At 50.4% G+C, this 21,900-nt stretch carries 22 protein-coding genes; 12 read left to right on the plus strand and 10 right to left on the minus strand.

All coding sequences use genetic code 11. From position 1 onward, the window contains the following. Positions 1-34: 34 nt before the first annotated feature. From ACCI51_RS04915 to ACCI51_RS04935, 5 genes are all read left to right on the plus strand, one after another. Positions 35-1,399, plus strand: a complete 1,365-nt coding sequence (locus ACCI51_RS04915) for an L-cystine transporter (protein ID WP_299584718.1) — start codon at positions 35-37, stop codon at positions 1,397-1,399. 364 nt (positions 1,400-1,763) lie between these two features. Next, positions 1,764-2,336 (plus strand): glycine zipper 2TM domain-containing protein, encoded by a 573-nt coding sequence (locus ACCI51_RS04920; RefSeq protein ID WP_371842800.1) that lies wholly within the window; start codon positions 1,764-1,766, stop codon positions 2,334-2,336. Between the two features lie 65 nt (positions 2,337-2,401). After that, positions 2,402-2,719: a PepSY domain-containing protein gene (locus ACCI51_RS04925; RefSeq protein ID WP_299584724.1), complete on the plus strand. Its 318-nt coding sequence runs from the start codon at positions 2,402-2,404 to the stop codon at positions 2,717-2,719. An 83-nt stretch (positions 2,720-2,802) separates the two neighbouring features. Continuing rightward, complete coding sequence (locus tag ACCI51_RS04930; protein ID WP_299584726.1) at positions 2,803-3,477, plus strand: response regulator transcription factor; 675 nt, start codon at positions 2,803-2,805, stop codon at positions 3,475-3,477. A gap of 10 nt (positions 3,478-3,487) precedes the next feature. Continuing rightward, positions 3,488-4,840 (plus strand): ATP-binding protein, encoded by a 1,353-nt coding sequence (locus ACCI51_RS04935; RefSeq protein ID WP_371842801.1) that lies wholly within the window; start codon positions 3,488-3,490, stop codon positions 4,838-4,840. A gap of 34 nt (positions 4,841-4,874) precedes the next feature. On the opposite strand, the gene ACCI51_RS04940 is transcribed toward ACCI51_RS04935, so the two are convergent. From ACCI51_RS04940 to ACCI51_RS04965, 6 genes are all read right to left on the minus strand, one after another. Next, entirely contained in the window at positions 4,875-6,677 is a 1,803-nt protein-coding gene (locus tag ACCI51_RS04940) for an acyl-CoA dehydrogenase (RefSeq protein WP_371842802.1), read from the minus strand. A 286-nt stretch (positions 6,678-6,963) separates the two neighbouring features. Next, positions 6,964-8,037 (minus strand): MJ1255/VC2487 family glycosyltransferase, encoded by a 1,074-nt coding sequence (locus tag ACCI51_RS04945; protein WP_299584734.1) that lies wholly within the window; start codon positions 8,035-8,037, stop codon positions 6,964-6,966. After that, complete coding sequence (locus tag ACCI51_RS04950) at positions 8,034-8,519, minus strand: phosphatase PAP2 family protein (protein ID WP_371842803.1); 486 nt, start codon at positions 8,517-8,519, stop codon at positions 8,034-8,036. Before ACCI51_RS04950 ends, ACCI51_RS04945 begins: the two co-directional genes overlap by 4 nt. Positions 8,520-8,795: 276 nt before the next feature. Continuing rightward, positions 8,796-9,863 (minus strand): saccharopine dehydrogenase family protein, encoded by a 1,068-nt coding sequence (locus tag ACCI51_RS04955; protein ID WP_299584740.1) that lies wholly within the window; start codon positions 9,861-9,863, stop codon positions 8,796-8,798. Positions 9,864-10,000: 137 nt separating this feature from the next. Further along, entirely contained in the window at positions 10,001-10,210 is a 210-nt protein-coding gene (locus tag ACCI51_RS04960) for a DUF1653 domain-containing protein (protein ID WP_299584743.1), read from the minus strand. A gap of 9 nt (positions 10,211-10,219) precedes the next feature. Beyond that, positions 10,220-10,540 carry a DUF3301 domain-containing protein gene (locus tag ACCI51_RS04965; RefSeq protein WP_371842804.1) on the minus strand — a complete coding sequence of 107 codons (321 nt, stop codon included), beginning with the start codon at positions 10,538-10,540 and terminating at the stop codon, positions 10,220-10,222. 54 nt (positions 10,541-10,594) lie between these two features. Here ACCI51_RS04965 and ACCI51_RS04970 point away from each other — a divergent pair, with 54 nt between their 5' ends. From ACCI51_RS04970 to tmpT, 3 genes are all read left to right on the plus strand, one after another. Further along, positions 10,595-11,290, plus strand: coding sequence for an SDR family oxidoreductase (locus tag ACCI51_RS04970; protein ID WP_371842805.1), 696 nt, complete (start codon positions 10,595-10,597; stop codon positions 11,288-11,290). A gap of 279 nt (positions 11,291-11,569) precedes the next feature. Next, positions 11,570-12,082, plus strand: a complete 513-nt coding sequence (locus ACCI51_RS04975; RefSeq protein ID WP_299584752.1) for a DUF1097 domain-containing protein — start codon at positions 11,570-11,572, stop codon at positions 12,080-12,082. A 259-nt stretch (positions 12,083-12,341) separates the two neighbouring features. Continuing rightward, entirely contained in the window at positions 12,342-12,980 is a 639-nt protein-coding gene (gene tmpT, locus ACCI51_RS04980) for a thiopurine S-methyltransferase (protein WP_299584755.1), read from the plus strand. Positions 12,981-13,019: 39 nt separating this feature from the next. Here tmpT and ACCI51_RS04985 read toward each other — a convergent pair whose 3' ends face one another. The 3 genes from ACCI51_RS04985 to ACCI51_RS04995 all read right to left on the minus strand — a co-directional run bounded on the left by ACCI51_RS04985 (position 13,020) and on the right by ACCI51_RS04995 (position 15,109). Beyond that, positions 13,020-13,298, minus strand: coding sequence for a GIY-YIG nuclease family protein (locus ACCI51_RS04985; RefSeq protein ID WP_299584758.1), 279 nt, complete (start codon positions 13,296-13,298; stop codon positions 13,020-13,022). A 43-nt stretch (positions 13,299-13,341) separates the two neighbouring features. Next, complete coding sequence (locus tag ACCI51_RS04990) at positions 13,342-14,430, minus strand: PA0069 family radical SAM protein (protein ID WP_371842806.1); 1,089 nt, start codon at positions 14,428-14,430, stop codon at positions 13,342-13,344. Between the two features lie 223 nt (positions 14,431-14,653). Beyond that, positions 14,654-15,109: a hypothetical protein gene (locus ACCI51_RS04995; protein WP_299584764.1), complete on the minus strand. Its 456-nt coding sequence runs from the start codon at positions 15,107-15,109 to the stop codon at positions 14,654-14,656. A 695-nt stretch (positions 15,110-15,804) separates the two neighbouring features. Between ACCI51_RS04995 and ACCI51_RS05000 the strand changes: the two genes are divergently transcribed. The 4 genes from ACCI51_RS05000 to ACCI51_RS05015 all read left to right on the plus strand — a co-directional run bounded on the left by ACCI51_RS05000 (position 15,805) and on the right by ACCI51_RS05015 (position 20,923). Next, positions 15,805-16,407 carry a LysE family translocator gene (locus tag ACCI51_RS05000; RefSeq protein WP_299584766.1) on the plus strand — a complete coding sequence of 201 codons (603 nt, stop codon included), beginning with the start codon at positions 15,805-15,807 and terminating at the stop codon, positions 16,405-16,407. A gap of 133 nt (positions 16,408-16,540) precedes the next feature. After that, a complete protein-coding gene (locus tag ACCI51_RS05005) occupies positions 16,541-17,824 on the plus strand; it encodes a condensation domain-containing protein (RefSeq protein WP_371842807.1) in 1,284 nt (427 codons plus the stop codon). A gap of 75 nt (positions 17,825-17,899) precedes the next feature. Then, a complete protein-coding gene (locus ACCI51_RS05010) occupies positions 17,900-19,186 on the plus strand; it encodes a phthiocerol/phthiodiolone dimycocerosyl transferase family protein (protein ID WP_371842808.1) in 1,287 nt (428 codons plus the stop codon). A gap of 492 nt (positions 19,187-19,678) precedes the next feature. Continuing rightward, a complete protein-coding gene (locus ACCI51_RS05015; protein ID WP_371842809.1) occupies positions 19,679-20,923 on the plus strand; it encodes a cation:proton antiporter in 1,245 nt (414 codons plus the stop codon). 166 nt (positions 20,924-21,089) lie between these two features. On the opposite strand, the gene ACCI51_RS05020 is transcribed toward ACCI51_RS05015, so the two are convergent. Further along, a complete protein-coding gene (locus ACCI51_RS05020) occupies positions 21,090-21,713 on the minus strand; it encodes a LysE family translocator (RefSeq protein WP_299584774.1) in 624 nt (207 codons plus the stop codon). Between the last annotated feature and the right edge of the window lie 187 nt (positions 21,714-21,900).

Raw genomic sequence — 21,900 nt, forward strand, 5'->3', positions numbered from 1 at the left:
CTTTTCCGTTTGCCCAGGGTGGGATTTTCATAACATGCACATCGGCGCTTTTGTTCTGCTTACAGGTTTTGTGGTTCTGTTGTTTGGCCTATACCGCTGGCAGCGGGGCAGAGCTACGCTCGCACCCGGTGTTTTTGCCGGGTTGTTACTCGGTGTGGGGTTCGGAGCGCTATTACAAATTTCGCGTAACTGGGGTGTAGCGCCCGATGAGGTTTTGCCCTGGATTCAAATGCTGGGCAATGGCTATGTAAACCTGCTGTATATGCTGGTTATGCCTCTGGTGCTCACTTCTATTCTGGTGGCGGTGGTAAAGGTGAGCCACACTCAGGCGCTGGGTAAAATCAGTGTTTCTGTATTGGGGGTTTTGCTCGGCACCACGGCGATAGCGGCCCTGATTGGTGTGGCTATGGCGGAGTTGTTTGGGCTCTCTGCTGCGGGGCTTGTTGAGGGAACCCGTGAGGCGGCGCGGGTGGAAGTGCTGAATGAACGTATCGGGCGGGTGAGTGGCCTTTCCCTTCCGGAAATTATTACTTCCTTTATCCCGAGGAATATATTCCTGGATTTAACCGGAGCCCGTTCCACTTCAGTGATTGCTGTGGTGATTTTTGCCGTATTGCTTGGGCTCGCTGCCCTGGCTGTGCGTCGCGAGTTTCCCAAAGAGGGCGCCGCGATTGAGCGCTTTGTGCATGTTGCGCAAGTTTGGATTATGAAACTGGTGCGCCTGGTGATGGCGTTTACGCCCTATGGGGTGATGGCCCTGGTCGCGGGCCTGATTGCCAAGTCCAGCTGGGCAGATATCGCTAATCTATTCGGTTTTGTGGTGGCTTCCTTCTGTGCCATTGGTCTGATGTTTGTCGTGCACGGGCTGCTGCTGCTGGTGAATGGGGTCAACCCCCTGCAGTATTTCTTCAAAGTCTGGCCGGTGTTGGTATTTGCTTTTAGCTCTCGTTCCAGCGCCGCGACTATTCCTCTCAATGTGGAAACCCAGGTCGATGCGTTGCGCAACTCTCCAGCCATCGCTAATTTTTCCGCATCTTTCGGCGCCACTATCGGCCAAAATGGCTGCGCAGGTATCTATCCCGCCATGCTTGCCACTATGGTGGCGGTGCCTATGGGGATCAATGTGTGGGACCCCCTGTGGTTGGCCACTCTGCTTGCGGTGGTGGTAATCAGCTCTTTTGGTATTGCCGGGGTGGGCGGTGGAGCAACTTTTGCCGCTCTGGTGGTACTGCCAGCGATGGGCCTGCCAGTGACTATCGCGGCACTGTTGATTTCCGTTGAACCGCTGATCGATATGGCGCGCACTGCCCTCAATGTGAATGGTGCTATGACCGCTGGCACCCTTACTCAGCGTTGGCTCGGCGATGAGGTACCGGGCGCGGAAGTTGTGGAGGGGTGAGGCCCGCAAACATTGACGGGAAGTTATTTTTTATCCGTCCCGCCGGGGCCGGCAATGTCTGTTGGTTGTGTGATCGGGGTTTCGGATAGGGCGGCGAGGGGGCGGAGGTGCCTGCACAGCGGCTGTGCGATTTTTTGGATCTCTGGTCATGGTAATGCGGTGATGGCTGCTGGCAAGGCCATTCGGCGCCAGGCCACGCCCCGACGGGGACTCTGAGTAGAGCTGGCAGGCCCCACGGGCTGTGGGTTGAGTGGAAAAGCTCTTATGACGCCCGATACTCTTGGCGATCTCAGGTGTAATTCAGCGTCTATTCAGATCAATTTGACTAACCTGGCCCCCGTTGATGAATAACGGGAGATCGATTGTGCAACTTTTCAAGCAGTTTATCGCTGGCGCGGCAGTTGCCGCGTTGGTGGCATTGAGTGCTACCGCCAAAGCGGGGCCTCAGGGCTACGCAGACCCCTACGGTGCCGACAATTACGATTTCGCCCGTGTCACCGAGGTGACTCCCGTCTACACCGACGTAGAAGTACGCTCTCCACGCACCTACTGCCGGGATGAACAGGTGGCCTATCGGGAGCCGACCTCTCCGGCAGGTACACTGGTTGGTGGATTGATCGGCGCAGCGGTGGGCAATAGCCTGGGCCGAAGTGGCCATCGGGGTCGCTATCATCACCACGGTGGCAATCGCGGTGGGGCTACAGTGGCTGGAGCCTTAGTTGGTGCTCTGGTGGGCAACCAGGTCAGCCGCGCCAACTCCCGGACCTATTACGCCACAGAATCCCGCTGTCAGGTTGTCGACGAGTTCAGCTCGCGTAGGGAATTAGTCGGATACGATGTCCGCTATCGGTATAATGGTCAGGTTTATCTGACTCGCACCGATTACCATCCGGGCGATAGAATCCGGGTTCGTGTCGCAGTCTCGCCGGCGCCTTGAGCGGGTGAGAGGGCGGTCGAAGATCGTTAAAGGTGGAAAACCAGGACATCCACAGGAGCCGCACCGTGAAATCCAGCCGCACTTTTTTACGGCATTTTATTCTCCTACTTGCTCTGTTACCGGGGCTATGTGCCGCCTCCTGGCAGGGGGGGATTGCCTCCGAGAGGGAAGCCTACCGGCATGACTTCCGCTGGGCACAGGACGGGGGGGTCTCCAGGGAGAAGGCCGCCTCAATGGTGAAGCGGCGTTACGGCGGCAAAATCCTGTCGGTTTCTGAAACCCGCAGGAAGGGCCAGGCGGTCTACCGGGTGAAGGGGTTGTCTGACAAGAGTCAGGTCTATGTGGTCTTTGTGGACAAGCGCAGCGGGCGTATCTCCCGTTAATTGCCTGCTGCTTTGGATATAGAGTACAAAGATTGGTCCACAGCAGATAGATCCGCAGTACTAGCCGTACAAAGGAAAAGAATATGCGCGCACTATTGGTCGAAGACGAAGTTCTACTGCGACAGCAACTGGCGGACTCACTGCGCGATGCCGGTTATACCGTAGATGAGGCCCCAGATGGGGAGGAGGCGCTCTATCTAGGGCGTGAATATCCCTACGATATAGCGGTGATGGACCTGGGCCTGCCCAAAATGGACGGCATCCAGGTTATTCAAACCCTGCGCAGGGAAGACAAACATTTCCCCATTCTGATTCTCACTGCCCGAGGCCACTGGCAGGAGCGCGTGGCGGGATTGGAAGCTGGTGGCGACGACTACCTGGTAAAACCCTTCCACACCGAAGAACTGCTGGCGCGCCTGAATGCCCTGGTGCGCCGCTCCGCCGGTTTCTCCTCTCCGACTATTAAAGCGGGGCCGATTCTACTGGATACCAGCTCTCAGCGGGTCACCGTTAATGACGCTGAATTGGAGCTGACTTCTTTTGAATATAAGGTTCTCGAATACCTGATGCTGCACCCGGATGAAGTGGTGTCGAAGACCACCCTCACCGAACATATCTATGAGCAGGATCGTGATCGCGATAGCAATGTGATCGAAGTGTTTATCGGGCGTCTACGCAAGAAATTTGATGCAGCGGCGCAGCTGAAGCCCATCGAAACTTTGCGCGGACGCGGATACCGCTTCGTCGCACCACGTTAGCTAACCTGAGATGCGCCTGTTTTCCTTTTGGCTGAACTCCCTCAAGGGCCGCCTGGCACTGGTGACCAGCTTGGTACTGGTGGCTTTTATGCTGCTTATTTCCGGTGTTTTGGAGCACGCCTACCGCACCTCCCTAGATGAAGCTAAGCAGCGCGAATTGCAGCTGTACATTTACACGTTACTGGCACTGGCTGAGCCTGAGGGTGATAGTTTGGTGCTGCCGCCGGAGCTGCCTGAGCAGCGCTTTAATCAGCCGGACTCCGGTCTGATTGGGGCGGTATTGGATGGTGAGGGCCGGGTTATCTGGCGCTCCGAGTCGGCTTTGGCCATGCCGGAGATAGAGTTTTCCCCACTGCCCCAAGGGCAGCAATCCTTTATGCCGGTTTCCCTACCGGGCGGCGATGCCAATTACAGCAGTTTTCGCCAGGGCGTAGCCTGGGGCCTGGAAGGTGAAAACCCTTTTACTTTTGTGGTACTGGAAGATGCTGCGCCGTTACAGGCGCAGGTGGGGCAGTTTCGCTCCACCATCTGGAACTGGCTGGGGGTCGTCGCACTGTTGCTGATTCTGGCTCAGTGGCTGGTGCTGCGCTGGGGTTTTGCCCCCTTGCGGGCGCTGGCCCAGGCCCTGCGCGATATGCAGCAGGGCGGCAGCGACCACCTGGAGGGGGATTTCCCCCAAGAGCTGCGCCCGCTGACCGACAATTTAAATCTATTGATTGAAAACGAGCGGCGACAGCGAGAAAAAACCCGCCACACCCTGGCCGATCTAGCCCACAGTTTGAAAACCCCTTTGGCGGTGCTCAAGGGGCTGAGTCTGGAAAAAGACCCTCTGGCTGCCGGTAAAACCCTGGCGGACCAGGTACAGCGCATGGATAGCATTATCAGTTACCAGTTGCAGCGCGCGGTAACCAGCTCACCAAAATCGATTTTGCGCGGCACCCCGGTGGCGCCGCTGTTGGAAAAGATCCTGGACGCCCTGGAGAAGGTGTATCGCAGCCGACCCAGTGAGGTACACAAGGATTGCGCCAAGCACGCCCTATTTTATGGCGATGAGGGCGATTTGATGGAGCTGCTCGGCAACCTGTTGGACAACGCCTACAAGTACGGCGCAGGTGAGGTATACGTGACTATCGACAATCCCGATGATGGGCGCAAGCTGTCGATTTGTGTCGCCGACAATGGACCAGGCCTCGACGGCAATAAGTGGCGGGAAGTGACCCAACGCGGTGTGCGCGCCGATCAGCAACAACCGGGCCAGGGGATAGGCCTGGCTGTTGTGATGGATATTGTCGAGAGCTATCAGGGGCGAATCCGCGCTGAACCTCTGTCCCAGGGGGGGACGGCAATTACCGTACAGCTGTAATTGCCCCTAAGCGATCACCTTCAACCCGCTCTAATTAGAACCAACTTTCCTGCATATCAAATGGCAAGCTGTTGCCACTTTGCAGCAGCGCGATCCAGGGCTGGATATTGGGAAGTTCCCACTCATGGTAAAAGCGGGCGGTGTGTATCTTGCCGCGGTAGAAATTTGCATCCTCTTCGCTTACCGTCCCATCCAGGGCTTTCGCAGCAATGATTGCCTGACGCAGCCAAGTCCAGGCGACCAGAATACAGCCAAAGACATCCAGATACAGGGTGGCATTGCTGAGGCCGCGATCGACATTTTCCTGAAGCTGGGTAAACAGGGCCATACCAGTTTCGTCGAGCTTCTCCAGGGCTGCTTCCAGAGCATTGGCCATGGCAACCAAACATTCCTTGTCACGCGCCTGCATTACCGTATTGCGGATTTCTGCCTGTAGCAGCTGGTAGGCCTGGAAATTTTTGCTCGGCACCTTGCGCGCGAGCAGGTCCAGAGCGTGGATACCTTCAGTGCCTTCGTGAATCGCATTGAGGCGGTTGTCGCGGTACAGCTGCTCGAGGGGGAACTCGCGGATATAACCGGCTCCTCCAAGTACTTGGATTGCCAGCTCATTGGCCTTGAGGCAGTACTTGGATGGCCACGATTTCACTACAGGAGTGATCAGGTCTAACAGAGTCGCGGCGTGTTGGCGCTGCTCTTCGGTAGGTGCACTGTGCTGGTCTTCATACAGTGAGGTCGCGTAAACACTCAGGCCCAGGCCGCCCTCGGCATAGGCCTTTTGCATCAGCAGCATACGGCGCACGTCGGCGTGCTGGATAATCGGAATTTGCTTTGAGGCGGGGTCGCGGTTGGAGGGTAGGCGACCCTGGGGGCGCTCCCTGGCGTATTGCAGGGAATAAACATAGCCTTGATAGCCTAAAACCGAGGCGCCGGCGCCAACGCTGATACGTGCCTCGTTCATCATCTGGAACATGTACTTGAGCCCTTGGTGGGGCTCGCCAATCAAGTAGCCTGTAGCACCCTGATCTTCTCCGAAGCTCAATACCGTAGAGGTGGTATTGCGATAGCCCATTTTGTGCAGTAACCCGGCCAGCTTGACATCGTTGCGCTCACCCACTTGGCCGTGTTCGTCAAGGAGGAATTTGGGAACCAGAAAAAGGGATATTCCTTTGACCCCGGTGGGTGCACCTTTAATTTTTGCCAGTACTAGGTGAACGATATTTTCAGTCAGGGACTGGTCGCCACCGGAAATATACATTTTTTGTCCGCGAATTCGGTAGCTGCCGTCTCCCGTAGGTTCCGCGCTCGTGCGAATATCGGCGAGGGCGGAGCCCTGATCGGGCTCGGTCAGAGCCATGGTGCCGGCGAAGCGGCCATCCATCATTTGGGGTAAGAACTGCCCCTTGAGCGTCTCACTGCCAAATGAGCGAAGCAGATTGGCGGCGCCAATGGTGAGGAAGGGGTAGCTGGCACTGGCGATATTGGCCGCACTGACATAGGCGAGGGCAGTGCGCATGATGATTTCGGGAAGCTGTAAGCCGCCCTCTTCGAAATCGCAGTGGGCCGCGAGAAATCCAGCCTCGGAAAATGCGTCCCAAGACTGTTTGGTCTCCTCGATCAACAGTACCTTTTCCCCATCAAAACTGGGTTCATTGGCATCCCCTTTGGCATTGTGATTGGCGAAAAATTTCTCGGCAATCGTACGCGCGGTTTTCAGTGTTGCATCAAAAATTTCGCGAGAGTGTTCGCTGTAGCGCGGCCTTTGCAGCAGCGCTTCGGTATCGAGAAATTCATAGAGAAAAAATTCGGTATCGCGCTCGTTGAGCAATGGATGGGCCATGCCTACCTCGTAATTTATTTTTATTCAAAATTTACTGACCCGGTAATGGAGACGATGGATTCTTATCGATTTCATTCGCCCAGTGATCGATCCTGTCACATCTATGAGTCGTACTTGTTCGTTAACTGGGTTGCATGCCAGGTCAGTTCACAAGTAAACGCGCCCAGATGTGAAGGGGCAATGACTTTTTGTGTGATCGCACTTGGCGATATGGTGGGAGAGGGTATTCAGGTGTACGGGGTATGCGGTTTAAGCCCTATATTAATGACCTGTTGAGATAGCAGGTTTAATCCGTAGCGTTTTGGTAGGCCGGTGCAGCCCCCTCCGTAGGGCGGGGGATTACTTGATTCCACAGTCCGCGGGCGAGTTCCGAGGGATTCTTTCTACAGCCATCGGCAATCCAGGCCGCAATGGCTTGCGCCACATCAGGCCACTGGATACGCAGAGGAGGGGGGTGGTTTTTAAGCCATGAGCGGATACTGTTGGCGTTGATTGAGCTTACAATCTTGGCTAGGCGCAATTGCGCCAATGCTTTTGCATTGGCCTCCTGCTCAAACTGGTAGGCGAGTGGGCGGCTTAGTATCGGTTTGCCCAAGGATAACGCCTCTGCCAATAATTCAAATCCACTGTTGCAAATCACTGCCCTGGCATTGGCCAAATCTCTCTGGAAGCCTTCAGTGGATGGTGCTTTTATTTCGATATTTTCGGCGGTGGGCAAATTTTCCGGTACGCCGTACACAACAAATTGCCGTTCGATCCTGGATAATTCTTCGAGCATTGGGGTGGGGTGCTCAAATGGCAGGTAAACGAGAATATAGTTTGCGGTGTCGTTTTCAGGTTTGGGTTGTGGGGGGACAATCGGGGGGAGTATAGGATTGCCGAAATGGTGCCAGTGCAGGCCCAGACTCTTATTTGTCGGTGCAAAAATGCGCAGAACGGTATGAAACAGCCAATTAAATCTGGGCATAGGGATAGGGTAGAGAAAAGCGTATTGGTGACCAATTCCTACGCTGGGTTTTTTACGCATTTTGGCCGCCCAGGCAGTAACGGGTTCGTAGTCGCTAATCACCAGATCAAACTCGTTGAGGGGGAGTTCACGAACATCTTTAATGAAGCGGCGAATCTTCAGTTGGGCAAGAGTGGTAAAACTTTTTAGGCGGCCTTCGCTGTGTACAATGGTCATTCCCTCGCGCCACCAAAACTGCCCAAACAACTCCATGCCAAATAAGTTTTCCTTTGGCCGCCCAGAAAATAACCACTGGATTTTGATTTCTGGATACTGCTGTAATGCTTTGGCCAGGGTGCGTGAGCGGGCAATGTGTCCATTACCTGTAGCCTGCACGCCGTAAAGTATTTTCATAAAAAAACTGCGCCCATGGCTAATGCAACACAGCTACCGAGGATGGCCCCGGCAAAAATATCAGAGGGAAAATGAACCCCAAGACCTACTCTTGCAGCACCGACACCTGTGGCCCAGATGAACCCCAGTCCCCATATTGGGCTGACTTGATGAGTCATATATGTAATGAAAAGAAAGGCTGCTGAGGTATGCCCAGACGGCAGGCTGAAGCGGTCGTGGGCGATTATAATTGGACGCATGCCGGGAATAGCCTGGGGTGGGCGTCTGCGACGGGTAGTGTTTTTAATGGTCCAATACAGAGAGCGTTCCACTGCCAGCGCAGAACAAGCGACAATAAAAAGCTGGATGGCCGCATTGGCAATGACATAACTGACCAGAACCACGACCGTGAGCCAGCCGTCGCCAGACTTGGATAGCCACAGATACCTTTTTCGTGAAGTCGGGCGTGCCGCCCGTTCCGTCAGGTACAGGACCAGGGACACATCAATACTCTTCAGGTTCATGGATAAGTCTCGCATCCCGCAAACTTAAGAATTGATTATTGCACGGAGTTGACCAAATGATGTCGCAATTGTGAAATCTCCAAATAGAGATTTTTTACGACGTTTAAGCGATTTATTAAAATTTGGCAGAAAATTCTTAATGGCGAGTTTCTAGTGGGAGTGGGAGACAGGTTTGGTCAGTGAGACAAAAGGAGCAACTTAGTTGCTCCTTGCGCCACGGCAAAATAGAAATACAGGAAACAGGGGAATTATCGATTAAGCGATTTTGATGTCGATCGCACTGGAGCCCGGCAAACTTTCTACAAGTTTGGGGCCGCAGAGTTTGGATGGAGTGAAATAGCCGCCTTCGCCTCGGTAGTCGAGCAGGTATTGCATGACCGAGAGAGAGCCGGAGACGGTAACATCGTAGCCATTCGCCGTTGTGACGCGCCCCACTTTGCGCTCACCGCGTCGGTCATTGCGGACCTCCCCCCAGACCCAGGTCTTTTGACCTGCGCGAAGCTCTTCAGTGGGCCCCTGAACAGACCTGCCTACCTTGGACTTCAGCCAATTTTGCAACCAGCGGCTACGCAGGAGCCAGCGAAATCCATTCAGGTGTTTTAGCTTCTTGGCCCGCGCCGGACTCATTGGAATATAGGCCTCTATATTTTGGATACCGGTTGAATGGTAAGCCGTGGAAATATCGCCCCAGGGAATCGCCACGGCAAACTTGTCGCCCCTGCCAAAGTCGATGCGACGGGTTAGCTGGCCATGGCCGATAGTCTCAATTTTACCGTTGCGCCGAATGGCACCGCCTATCCCCAGGCTTTCGATAGAAGTCTTGGCTGTACCGGGACTCAACTTGGAGTCTGAATCAAAGCCTAGAGTCAGGTGCGTAGCCGATGGCAAGGCGTTGTGTAATGCCGCCGCCAAGCAGTCCGTGGGAATTACATCAAAACCTGTGCCTGGGCACAGCACTATCCCGGCCGTTTTGGCCGCGCCGTCCAGCCTTTGAGCAGCTTCGTAAACGTCGATTTCGCCGGTGATGTCCTGGTAGTGAGTGCGGCTGTTGAGGCAGGCCCGCATCATGGGTTCGGCTGTCGTAGAAAATGGGCCGGCACAGTGGATGACCAGATATATATCCTGCAGGCTGCGCTCCAGGATTTCTGCAGTATCCAGGTCAATGGCCATGGCTGGCAGGTTCAATGCATCCGCCAGGGGCTGTAGCTTTTGGGCATTGCGCCCCGCCAGAATTGGGCGGAACCCCTGGGCTACGGCTTGGCGCGCGATCAGCTCGCCGGTATAGCCATAGGCGCCATAGATCATAATGTTTTTATTGTTCACCGGAGGTCCTTGTGGAGTCTAGGGCTGATGGATTGTGCAGGACGCGCCTGTTCCTCTACCCGATGTTTTTTATACTTGCCGATGGAGCTTTACCGGGGTTTATTGCCCAGGGGTACAGCGGGTCGGGTTTATATCGGCTAGAAGGCTTTTTCGAGTTTGAAGCGGGGTAGGGTGCAGCCATTCTGATCCAGAGTTTCGGTAAACATGCTCAATGGCCTCGCCGATAGTACATATTCACCATAAAGGGCGCGGTATATAACTAGCTGTTCATCGGTCTCGCTGTGGGTAGCCGTGTGCAGGACTTCGTAAAGATTGCCTTTGTAGTGACGATATAGGCCGGGTTTCATGGCTAAAAATTAACTCAAGTGGTGCGGGGATAGCTGCAGCTGTTCGACTCGGCGGCCGTGGAGAACTGCCACACCGGAATAGCGGTGTTCCCCGGTGGAAGTAAATTCAAATTCATAGTGACGCTGCAGGCTGATCTGACCTCGCCGGTCACGCTTCAAGCGTGTGCGCATTAGCAAGACGGTATCGTCGAGCAGCTGCACGCCCAATTGTTTGCAGTGATTGGACGCTGCGCGCTTTACCTGTTCTTTTGCCGCCATATTCGCCCAGATATACCAAGCCGCAGCTGCCAATAACAGGAACCAAAGAAGATCGCCAGGTGAGTAGTACATTGTTCTACAGTTGCTATGATCGCGTTGCGCAAGAATAACATTGAAGGGGTAGGGATGTCTGGCACCATAATGATTACAGGCTGTAATCGTGGCATAGGTCTCGAGTTAGCCAGCCAATTTGCCCAGGATGGGTGGCGTGTATTTGCCTGCTGTAGGGATCTCAAGAAAGCAGAGGATCTCCAGTCACTACAGGCGGAGTTTCCTCGGGTACAGCCACTTCAACTGGATGTGACCGACTATGACCAAATGATCTCGCTCGGCAAGGCTTTGCATGGGGAGCCAATCGATATTCTCCTCAATAATGCCGGCTATTACGGTCCAAAGGGCACCAGCTTTGGACAGGTGGATCGCGAGGAATGGCGCCGTGTGCTGGAGTCGAACACGATCGCCCCCTACATGATGGCGGAAACCTTCTGTGACAATGTGGCGGCCAGTGAGCACAAGCTGATGGCCATGATGAGTAGCAAGGTGGGCAGCATTGCCGATAACCGCTCTGGTGGCGGCTATATCTATCGAAGCTCAAAGACGGCCCTTAATCAGGTTGTTAAAAGCCTATCGATCGATCTTAAAGAGCGGGGAATTGCGGTGTTGGCCCTGCACCCCGGCTGGGTGCAAACTGCGATGGGGGGCCCCGGAGCCTTGATCTCAGCGGCGCAAAGTACAAAAGCGCTGAAAAAAATTCTAGTTGGTGCGGATCTGGGGAAAAGCGGTCATTTTTACAACTATGATGGCAGCGAAATTCCCTGGTAACTCGGCAGTCGATACTTCAATGCAGATATTCTAGACGACTCATTTAACAAGACGCTATTTCCCGGAGGGGAGAGGGGGCGTTCTACCTTTTGCAAGATTGGGCAAGGATATGGAAGAAGTCTAATACCTGCTGATCGCCTAGCCGCGGGAAAATACATCCATTGCTAGGGTAACTCCCTAGGTCTATCCCCCCGTTCATGGTCTTAAGTGTGGCGAAAAAACATTTGAGTCGAGGAATGGTTGGTCAGTATCAAGTGCAGTGGAGACAGGCTGAAATCAATGAGCGGTGAAATAAAAGGCTATAGAAACCAAAGTGTGCCCTCCCAGCAACGCTTTATAACCGGTTCCCGTATGGTGCTGAGTGGGTTTCTGGCGGTTGCTGTGGCCTCTCTGGTGGATCTACCCGCTTGGGTGGCGGTACTGGGCGCTACTGCCTATTTTGCCAGGGGATCGAGCCTGCGTGCGGGCAGTTATAATCTGGCCTGTACGGTGACCGGCCTTGGACTCGGTTTCGTTGTTCAGGCGGTGATTGCAAAGTGGCCGTTAGAGCTGACCTTGCTGTCTCTGCCACTGGCTCTTTTGTTTTCAGCGGTTGGGGCCTGGGCAATGGGATTGGTGACAGGGATAAGTAATATTGCCAGCTATGCAATTGGTATCCTGATTGCTTTTGCAGCGCCACTGCCAATCTCTCTGGATAGTTATTTCTTACTTATCGCCGCTTCTGCAGTAGGTGCCATTTCGGCTGGTCTGGCTGATTATTTCTGGCCAGGGAGGTCGGCTATCTCCTGCTAATTTGAGGTGGAATACACCGGGCAAATAACGTTCTCCGTATTATCTTTGCGTGAAATATTTCTTAGAGGTATCAGTCATGTTTAAGCGCATCTTGTTCTTAGGGGCTTTGGCATTTGTAAGTGCACTGGCATTTACCGATCCAGTGGTTCCAAATTCTGGCGAGGATTCTGAGCTGGAGTACCTTTTGTATTCTGCGACACTCTAAATTTATGGTTTAGCTGGTCGGTAATTTTCGCAACAATGCACATGGGGGTGCGGTATGGAAACAACATATTGGCATGAGAAATGGAAGAGAAATGATATTGGTTTTCATGAGGCCAGCGGAAATTCCCTGCTGTCGGAATTTTTTGCCGAGCTCTCTTTGTCAAAAGGTGACCGGGTGTTTATCCCGCTCTGTGGCAAGACTCGGGATATTGCCTGGTTATTATCTCGTGGCTATGGAGTTGTTGGTGCCGAATTAAGCGAGCTGGCGGTACAGCAGCTTTTCATGGAGCTGGAATTAATACCCGAAATTGAGCAGGCCGGAGAGCTTAAGCGCTATTGGGCGAAAAATATTGAAATTTTTGTCGGCGACATTTTTGACTTAACTGAGAAACATTTGCGCGATGTCTCTGCCATTTATGACCGGGCAGCCTTGGTCGCATTGCCTGCGGATATTCGTCAACGGTATACACAGCACCTTATGGCGGTCACTAAAGTGGTTCCGCAGCTACTGATATCCTTTGAATATGAGCAGTCCCAGTTAAGCGGCCCACCCTTTTCGATCAGTTCCCGCGAAATTTATGATCATTACAATGCAAATTACCATGTGAAAAAGTTGGCTTCCCGAGATGTGCTCGGTGGTTTGAAAGGCCTGGTACCCGCTCAGGAAGTAGCCTGGTTACTCTCTAGGCGATAAGTGATTGAAGTTCATGGTGAACTATAGCGCAGAGACCGGTTAGCTGGGGAGTTGCGGTAACGCTTGAGTCCCGGCGATAAGCGCTTCCTTTTTTTGTTTAGGCCACTTCTTGATCGCTATTTCCAGCTTCAATGCCGTTGATTTGTTTTGCGTTTGTGCTTGGTATTCTAAGGTGAGAGGCCCTTTTCCGCGAAGGGCCTTGGCGGCCTTGGGGCCACCGGTACTGTGCTCGGCAAAGCGTCGTTGAATGTCTCTGGTAATTCCGGTGTAGAGGGAGCCATTTGCGGTGCGGATTAAATAAACAAACCAAGTATTCATTAAATTATTTTCAGATGACAACTTGCCGAGGCGTTATAGCTCATTAAAAAAGACACTGCTGCTCTCCAGCCTGAGGTGGTGGATCAAATTGGCTGCAATCTAAAAGTAGGCGTCGGTGATTTAAGCCCAGTTTCCTGATGGCGACAATAAAACGTTGGCGCAGCAGTTGGGCGAAAACCCCAGTACCCTGGCGCCGCTGGGAAAAATCACTTTGATAATCCTGCCCGCCTCGGCTCTGCTGTATCAAACTCATGACATGGTCAGCTCTGTGCGGGTAGTGTATCGCGAGCCACTCGCGAAAAAGTGGTGCCACTTCATAGGGGAGGCGTAGCAATATATAGGCCGCCCGTTCAGCACCCGATTCTCTCCCGGATTTTAAGATGGCCTCTAGTTCACAGTCATTGAGAGCTGGAATCATCGGCGCGGCAAGTACCGCCGTGGGTATCCCGTTTTCACTCAATGCTCCAATCGTGCGCAGACGCGCCTTGGGTCCGGCGGTACGTGGCTCCAGCTTCCTTTTTAAGTCATTGTCTAATGTTGTCACACTCACTGCTACTTGAGCGAGGTTATCCTGGGCCATTTCAGCAAGGATAGGGAGATCCCGTAAAATTAACTGGCTTTTAGTGATAATGGTTACTGGTTGGCGAAACTTTTGCATCACTTCTAGCAGTGTACGAGTTATCCCCTTTTCTTTTTCTAGGGGCTGGTAGGGGTCGGTATTCGCTCCCAAGGCGATAGGGCTGCAGACATAGTTCGGCTTGCGCAGGGCCTTCTCCAGCAATTCCGCCGCGTTTGGCTTAAAAAAGATCTTGGTTTCAAAATCCAGGCCGGGAGATAGGTCCATATAAGCGTGGGCCGGCCTGGCATAGCAATAAACACAACCGTGCTCACAACCCCGATAGGGATTGATAGACTGGGTAAAGGGGATATCTGGTGACTGATTGGTTGCGATAATTGACTTTGCTTTTTCTTCAATTGAAGTCGTCAGCAGTTGTTCCAGAGGTTCTGCTTCAGTTTGCCAGCCATCGCTTTCACGAGTGCTCGAGTGTTCGGCAAAGCGGCCGGTGATATTACTGGCTGCGCCGCGTCCCTTGTAAAAGGGTTGTGGTTTGTCGGGCTCTCTACGTTTCATTGCGACTTAATGGGCTGTATGTTTGTACAGTTTACGATTTCATCTCGATACAAAGCAATGGGCTAGTTATCTTTATGATGGTCTGGACTGGGTAGTCACTGGCAGGCAGATTACGCCGAGCGACAGAGCACTTGCTTCCAGTGTTCGGCATACGGCCTTACGGACCCCTCAATAGGACTGGCTGCCAGCGGTTGGCTAGCGGTGTGTATGCCCTAGGTTCAGCTTATAAGGCGGCTACGGAATTGTATTTGGGGGGTATTGTGAGACCTGGTCGTTCATCATCCCAGATCATATTAACGATCTTCCAGGAGCGACCGTCATTGTAGAGCTGGATACTGTTGATTCCTCTCTTGATAAACTGGGTTTTATCGCTATCTCTCCAGGCCTCATACGTACTAAAGGCGTGGGCAATATTGCCAAAAGACTCGATGACACTGTGAGTCTCGACCTCATAGAAAGCCGCTCCTTGTACCAACTGCTGAAAATTTTCAGGGTAATCCTGAATATCCATAACCAGTGCCTGAGGATTACCTTGACGGTCCACTGAAGTGCGGATCATCTTGGCATAGGGAGTAAATAATTCCAGTTGCTCCTGCCAGTTACGCTTAAAATATTCTGGGCCAGAGACTAAATCATAAAGCTGCGTGAGGAGTGCCTTTATTTTCTTTTCTGAATTCATAGAGAGTCCCTTGTCGGGGTGAATTTGTGATTCGCAAAAGCTTTACAAAGTAAATATCAGGGCTTTAAATAGCCTGTCTCGTTAAATTTTATTGTTTCTATTAACGCGTTGAGCCGAATTGATCGGCTCATAGGAAAGCCTGGATGGAATTTTACCGCTCCCACGGATTTTTTGCCAGTGAGCAGATGTATCGTTGATGGTCCAAGAATGGACTTTAGAGGTCTTATGTTTAAGGGGTACAGAGGTTTCTGACATCTGCTCACTTTGGGACGGTGTCTCAAATCCTATGCTCTCAGGATGAGCAGAATCTTTTTTTGAAGCATTGCGTATATCGGATAGTACCTTTTCAATCCCCCTGTTATTCTCGGAGGTAAGTATGTGGGGGCAAAGATTAAGTGAGGTTGCTTACAAAAATTTTAGGTGTGATATCTACGATATTGTTCGATGAAAATTTGTTAGTGAATTTTGTGGTGTGTTTTTCCGTTTGGGTTTTTTGATGAAGGTGAAAGCTGGTACAGAATATTAAGTTTGATGGCTGATCAATTCCTTCAGTTTGACTTCCTTACTGGTCATTGTTGGCGGTATTGTTGTCAGGGGTTAAAGTTGCTGAAAATTTATATTCATTTTTTTTAGAGTTAATCGCCCTGTAGCGGTATCCTATTTTTCTGAAATATTAAAAACTATAAGGGTTAAGTATGTCTTTGCTATTAGCTATGTTTGGTTTCTCTTTGACGATGTCAATCACGCCGGGACCTGTTAATATGGTTATCATCTCATCGGGTGTACAGCATGGTTTTGCTCGTACTATTCCATTTGTATCTGGGGCAACAATAGGTTTCACTTTGTTGCTTGCTGCCATTGGTTTTGGTTTTTATCAGTTGTTGGATAGCTACCCCCAAATTTTGCACTTCCTCGCAGTTGCTGGGTGCGCGTATGTCATCTATATGGGTTATAAGATAGCCTCTGCGCCCACGGATAAGATTGATGTTGCTGAAAGATCGCTACCCCGCTTCTATGAGGGTTTTCTCTTGCAGTGGTTAAACCCAAAAGCTTGGGTAGCCTGCGTATCTGGGGTTGCCTTATTCTCCAGTCCGCATAATCAGTCAAGCCTTCTTTATTTTGTGCTTATATACTTTTTTGTTTGTTATCTGTCCCTGGCTCTTTGGGCTTTTGCTGGAGATAAAATTCGCCTGTTTTTGAATGGTGAGTTCTCACTCAAAGTATTTAATCTGGCGATGGGGCTACTGCTAATATTGTGTGCTGCTTACCTGATGTATTCACATGTTTTAGGGGCCTAAACGTTTCTGCTATTAATAATTTTTAGGTGTTTAATGACTGGCTATCACACCAGGTTCAGTTTGCATGCTTTGATGTTCTTGTCATTGTCAGTAATGTTGTCTGTGTGATGTGTCATCATGTGTGGTTGTTTCTGTGAAATTCATGCCGTTCACACGAGAAGTTGGCAGAAATGAGGCTCTATCCATTGAATTGACTGATAGGTCTAATGGCGCTGTTCAGGGGGTTGCATTTTTTCGAGTATGTATGCCTGTTAATGTGAGTTTAATAAAGCAGGCGTTTTCATTTGTGCATCAATTACACCCGATGCTCCGGGCGCGTGTAGAAAGGGGGATGCATCTACAGTGGCGGTGTGACGTTGATTTTAGCTCGATAGAATTTGATGTCCGTATTCTCGATGGCACTTTGGACTTCGAAAGGGAGTTCTATCTCCAGGGAATCCACCCAGTAATTCTGGAGAAAATGTCGTACAGAGTTACTATCTATGTAAACTCTTCGGGGCAAGTGGCCTGGATAGCTGTCACTGTTAATCATGCTGCAATGGATGCAATATCTATTGTGATTTTGTTTCGTTATCTAGATGATTACTTAAAGGGTAAGCTTTGCACACCCTCTAAATCACTTCCGTTTCTGCAGGCAGTCGAGCAATATTTGTATAAAGGTGGGCAAGAAAAAAAGATACCCCTCCCTGTTGCAGAAGAAGTTCCTGTGCCGTGGTTAGTTGAAAAGCCTGCTGCTGCACCTCAACGGGTGGGGATGGCAACTTATAGGAAAATACCTGCTGAGTCGATCGTAAGGTTACATGATCTCGCAAAAAAACATAGGGTAAAACTTGCAGCCCTGTATAGCGCCGTGGCGATTTATGCTGGAAAATGTCTTCCTAATAGTGGTCTTTGGAATGATATTTTATTGCCGGTAAATATACGTAGCCTCTGTAATCCGCCCATCAGTTTTGATGTTATTGGCGAATATATTTCTTTCGTAGACTTGGTGGTGTCACCCGATCTGTGTTGTAAAAGTGTGATGTCACTAGCTTCATTGTTGCAAGATAAATTATCTTTTATTTTAAGGCGAGAGAGCTTGCGCTTGGCCGAGCAAAGGCCTGAATATAAGTTGGCTGAAATCATAGAAAAAGCAGATTTTTACGCAGCTAAAAAACCAAATTTTGTCTCCGGGATATGTATTTCTGATGTTGGTTGTTTAGAATCTCTGGTGGGTGAGCTTACTTTTTTCGATTTAAGAGTCGCTATGACGGTTCAAACTCATGGCGCACATCCAATGATGATAGCTACGGAGACTACAAAAAGTGAAAGCATTTTTTCTTTTGGCTATTGTGAACCACTCACCAGTAGAGAAAGTGCTTTGTGTTTTATAAGTCACTTTATGGGAATGCTAAATTCGCTCCAATTTGACAGTTAGTCTCGTTGGTTCGGTTAGCTCTCTCTATACTATTTAATTCGTTGTCGATACCTGAAAACACGGCAAAGAAAACTTATGCAGTACAAGCCCTTTTCACGTCCTCTGGGATACCAGGAGGCATTATTTACTGAGTTGACTAGATGGTCTTGCGGTGGGGTTCAGTTGCTCTCCTTTGTCAGGATCTGTGAGTCCCTGAAGGTCGAGGTATTGCAAAGGGCTTTTGCGCTACTGCATGGTATGCATCCGATGCTGCAGGCGCGCGTTGTAAGGGGGGATTCTCTTTTTTGGCGCTTTGATGTAGATTTTGCAAGCGTTCCATTTGAGATTCAGGTGCTAAAAAAGCCGTTTAATTTTGGAAAAGAATATTCTCTACTTGGTAATAAAAAAATTCAGGTGGATAAATATTCTTATCGAGTTCGTCTTTTTAGTAATAGCGATGGTTTAGTGGAGTGGGCGGCCGTGTTGACTAATCATGCCGCAATTGATGGGCGCTCCATTATGATAATGTTTTGTTATTTAGATTTTTTTATCCAAGATGGATTTAAGACTAAGTTGAACCCCTTGCCTATGTACAGCGGGGTCACTGATCACTTGAAGGCAGCGGGACAAATTGGCCGGGAGGTTTTACTATACCATAAACAGGGGCTGACCTTGTGGCCAGTGGAATCCCCGGCCCCCGCATCTAAACGTCGTAGTCAGGCGACTTATCGAGAACGGTCACCTGCGCTGTTGCAGTCGCTATCCTTATATGGAAAAGCTCATGAAATTAACTTGAGTGCGTTGCTCTGTGCAGTGGCTGTAAAGGCCTCGAGGGTATTGCCGGTCTATCATCCCTGGGTTGAAGTTGTATTTCCCGTTGATGCCCGGAAATTGTGCCAGCCAAAAGTTGGCTTGGATACGGTGGGCTGCTTTTCTGCAGTCATGACGCTGGAGCTAGCCCCAGAGATATTACAGGTTGACTTAATTGTGCTAGCCAAATGGATTCAGCAACAGCTGAACAAGCGAGTTATGGAAAGGGAATCACATGCCTTTGATTTGAAGATAGATTATAAGCTGCAAACCATTACTGATATGGCAAAAGAGTATGCGAAAAAGAAAGCGTATTTCCCTTCGGGGATTTGCGTTTCAAATGTGGGGAGTATGCGTACTCTTGCCAGTGATCTAAAGTATTTTGAGATTGAGGCAGGTATGTTGATTCAAAATCATGGGACGCATCCGATAATGGTGATTACTTATTCAACCACTCGTCGTTCAGTATTTGTGTTTGGTTATTGCGAGCCCTTAATGAGTAAAAAAAGCGCTCTGCTTTATGTGGAGCGCTATATGGATTTATTGAAGTCTCTGCTGGGTGATGTTTCATAAGGTGCTTGATTGGATCTCTCCGAATTCATAGAAAGCGCGCAGTAAGCCTGAAAGCTTACCTGGTGGCATTTTCAGTGGGAGTCATGCTTGATTTTTTATGAGCCGAGCTGAACTAAATTGATCGTTTGGTCATGTTGGCCACTGCTTTATTGCCGTGCAAATCCTCTTTGTTTCCTATACTGATTCTGTAGCCAGTCAGCCCTACTGACTGGCCCTGATAGGCGCCTCAACTTTTGACCAAAGGTCCGACGAGGCAAATGCTTGAGCCCCAAGAGAAACATTATGATCAGTTGGCCACATATAGGTTCTTGGAAAACTGTAGTACCTGATTTGAACTACCGTAGAGTGTGCATTGACGGCTCGGGTTGCGAATTTTAAACACGTTTTTTGGGATAAGATATTGAGAGATGCTGAGGAGAAAGGGGCGGCGGGTCCGGTAGTTCTAATTTCCAGGATATAGAAATTTCCTGGTCATTGTCTGGGAGCATATTAGTGCACGAAGTAGTCACTACTGTAGGTCAGGCGCTTTACCTAGCGGTGGCGGCAGTGTTGGGGCTGGGCATCGCTCGGATACTACGGATCGATAATACCCTCGGCTGCCTGTTAGCGGGTGTTCTGGCTGCTTTCCTGCTCCCAGTGATTGACTATGACACGGGTTTACGTGCGAATAGTCTGAGGGAGTTGGTCTTTTTTGTGATTCTCCCGGTTTTGATTTTTGAGTCAGCCTGGCAATTGGAACCAAAAATCTTAAAGCGCTGGATAGGGGCGATCACACTGTTTTCCACTTTGGGATTGGTGGTTTGTGCTTTTCTAATCGCCGCAATTACTTATTATGGCATTGGTCATCCAGAGGGGTTTCCCTGGTTGGCGGCACTGTTGACCGGGGCAATATTGGCTGCGACCGATCCAGTATCGGTGGTCAATAAGCTACGCCAGGAAAAGACAGGTGACGATCTACTGACTCTGGTGGAGGGCGAAAGCCTTTTCAATGATGCGGCGGCAGTAGTGGTCTATTCGCTGGTTTTGGGGTTGGCTACTTACTCGATCGTGGAGGGCTCAGCTGCCAGTGGCGAGGCTCCAGCATTGGGTGTCGTTGCGATTACTGTATATTTTTGCAAAATATTTTTTGGTGGCGTTGCGGTTGGCTTGGTCCTTGGGCTAATTACCACTTTGATTATTTTATTTCTACGCTCTCCCAGTGCGGCATTAATGACACTGGTACTTGCTGCTTTTGGTAGTTTTTACCTGGCGGAGAGTGTTCTACAAGTATCCGGTATTATCTCTGTCATGATTTGTGCCATAGTAACTCGCACCTGCCTGCGCAAGCAAAGCAAAACCTATCTGGCTGATGCGGAACCTACCTGGGAATGGCTCGGATTACTATTCACCGCCATTATCTTTGTCATCATGGGCTTGGTCATTACCTTTGAGATGTTTACGCATCAATGGCTGGCTATGTTGATTGCCACAGCTGCTGCACTCGGCGCACGAGCTCTGTCGGTGGTGCTGGTAGCCCCACTAACCCGATTTGTTGGTCCGCCAATACCGAAGTCCTGGCGGCTCCTGATGAGCTGGGGCGGTTTGCGCGGCGTTATCGCTGTGGCCTTGGTACTCTCTCTTCCGGTTGAACTGCCTTATTGGTGGACGATTCAATCTATGGTGTTTGGTGTTGTACTCTTTTCCCTGTTAGTGCAAGGGACTACCAGCGGACGTCTGATCAGAAAATTAGAGCTTTAAGGTTTACTAATTGACTCTGGGTAGTGATACACGAACCGTGAGGTGAAACGCCATCGAATAGGGAGCCTTTCTTTTCTGCCTAGCACTGCGACTACGATTCAGAGGTTCTTTAAACGGTTACGGCTGGTTAGTCCCCCCTTAAAATCACACATGAAGCACGGCTAAATTACTGATTGGCAATAATTACGGGGTTGTCCAGTGCCAGCCATATGGCTACAGAGAGCAAGCTTATAGAGAAAAATGTACTCTGTATTTTCTGGCTGGTTGTATTGGTGGCTAGCTTTGCAAGGGTGCCACCAAATACTATCCATCCGAGGTGTGTGGATATATTCAGGGCAGTCATCATTCCGATAAGAATTAAAATCGTTGTGCTAGATTCGTGCTCAAGATTCGGTGCAAATATCGAAAACATTGTGAAGACAATGATCCATCCCTTCACGTTCAAGACTTGAATGAGTATTCCATTCCAGATGGAAATTGTTGGTTTTTTGGTGTGGTTTTTTAGGGGAGAAGGTCTGGCGAAATGATAAGCCAAATAGAGTAAGTAAATGACGCCACCAATCTGGAGTATACGCAGGGCGATTGGGTAATGGGCAAGCCATCCCATTAAGCCAAATCCCACGAGGAATCCTTTTAAAACAAATACCAGATCAATACCTGCCAATAAGGGCAGGGATCTTTTAACACCAAGACTGGCGCCGGCGGCGGCGAAGGTGACGTTAGCGGGACCAGGGCTAAAGATAAGGGGAAACATCACTGCTAGCCAAGTTAGTACAAACTCCAAATTCATAAGATTTTCCTGTGCGACGTCATTGGAGAGGGCCAGACTGCGTGATTGATACTGGATCCCCCTTGTGGCGTTAATTATTCATGCAATAAACCACTAGGTTATTGGGTCAATTTGGCACAAGAGTGTCTTGTGCCCATTTTGGACCGGTGTTAATGAAGTCACTGAGGTTTCACCGACTTCTTTGTCA

This window comes from Microbulbifer echini, from assembly GCF_041447225.1.
Lineage (GTDB): Bacteria > Pseudomonadota > Gammaproteobacteria > Pseudomonadales > Cellvibrionaceae > Microbulbifer > Microbulbifer echini.

Coding starts and splice junctions, on each gene's coding strand:
- ACCI51_RS04915 (WP_299584718.1), top strand. CDS start 35: ATGCACATCGGCGCTTTTGTTCTGCTTACAGGTTTTGTGGTTCTGTTG.
- ACCI51_RS04930 (WP_299584726.1), top strand. CDS start 2,803: ATGCGCGCACTATTGGTCGAAGACGAAGTTCTACTGCGACAGCAACTG.
- ACCI51_RS04935 (WP_371842801.1), top strand. CDS start 3,488: ATGCGCCTGTTTTCCTTTTGGCTGAACTCCCTCAAGGGCCGCCTGGCA.
- ACCI51_RS04940 (WP_371842802.1), bottom strand. CDS start 6,677: ATGGCCCATCCATTGCTCAACGAGCGCGATACCGAATTTTTTCTCTAT.
- ACCI51_RS04945 (WP_299584734.1), bottom strand. CDS start 8,037: ATGAAAATACTTTACGGCGTGCAGGCTACAGGTAATGGACACATTGCC.
- ACCI51_RS04960 (WP_299584743.1), bottom strand. CDS start 10,210: ATGAAACCCGGCCTATATCGTCACTACAAAGGCAATCTTTACGAAGTC.
- ACCI51_RS04965 (WP_371842804.1), bottom strand. CDS start 10,540: ATGTACTACTCACCTGGCGATCTTCTTTGGTTCCTGTTATTGGCAGCT.
- ACCI51_RS04970 (WP_371842805.1), top strand. CDS start 10,595: ATGTCTGGCACCATAATGATTACAGGCTGTAATCGTGGCATAGGTCTC.
- ACCI51_RS04975 (WP_299584752.1), top strand. CDS start 11,570: ATGAGCGGTGAAATAAAAGGCTATAGAAACCAAAGTGTGCCCTCCCAG.
- tmpT (WP_299584755.1), top strand. CDS start 12,342: ATGGAAACAACATATTGGCATGAGAAATGGAAGAGAAATGATATTGGT.
- ACCI51_RS04985 (WP_299584758.1), bottom strand. CDS start 13,298: ATGAATACTTGGTTTGTTTATTTAATCCGCACCGCAAATGGCTCCCTC.
- ACCI51_RS04990 (WP_371842806.1), bottom strand. CDS start 14,430: ATGAAACGTAGAGAGCCCGACAAACCACAACCCTTTTACAAGGGACGC.
- ACCI51_RS04995 (WP_299584764.1), bottom strand. CDS start 15,109: ATGAATTCAGAAAAGAAAATAAAGGCACTCCTCACGCAGCTTTATGAT.
- ACCI51_RS05000 (WP_299584766.1), top strand. CDS start 15,805: ATGTCTTTGCTATTAGCTATGTTTGGTTTCTCTTTGACGATGTCAATC.
- ACCI51_RS05010 (WP_371842808.1), top strand. CDS start 17,900: ATGCAGTACAAGCCCTTTTCACGTCCTCTGGGATACCAGGAGGCATTA.
- ACCI51_RS05020 (WP_299584774.1), bottom strand. CDS start 21,713: ATGAATTTGGAGTTTGTACTAACTTGGCTAGCAGTGATGTTTCCCCTT.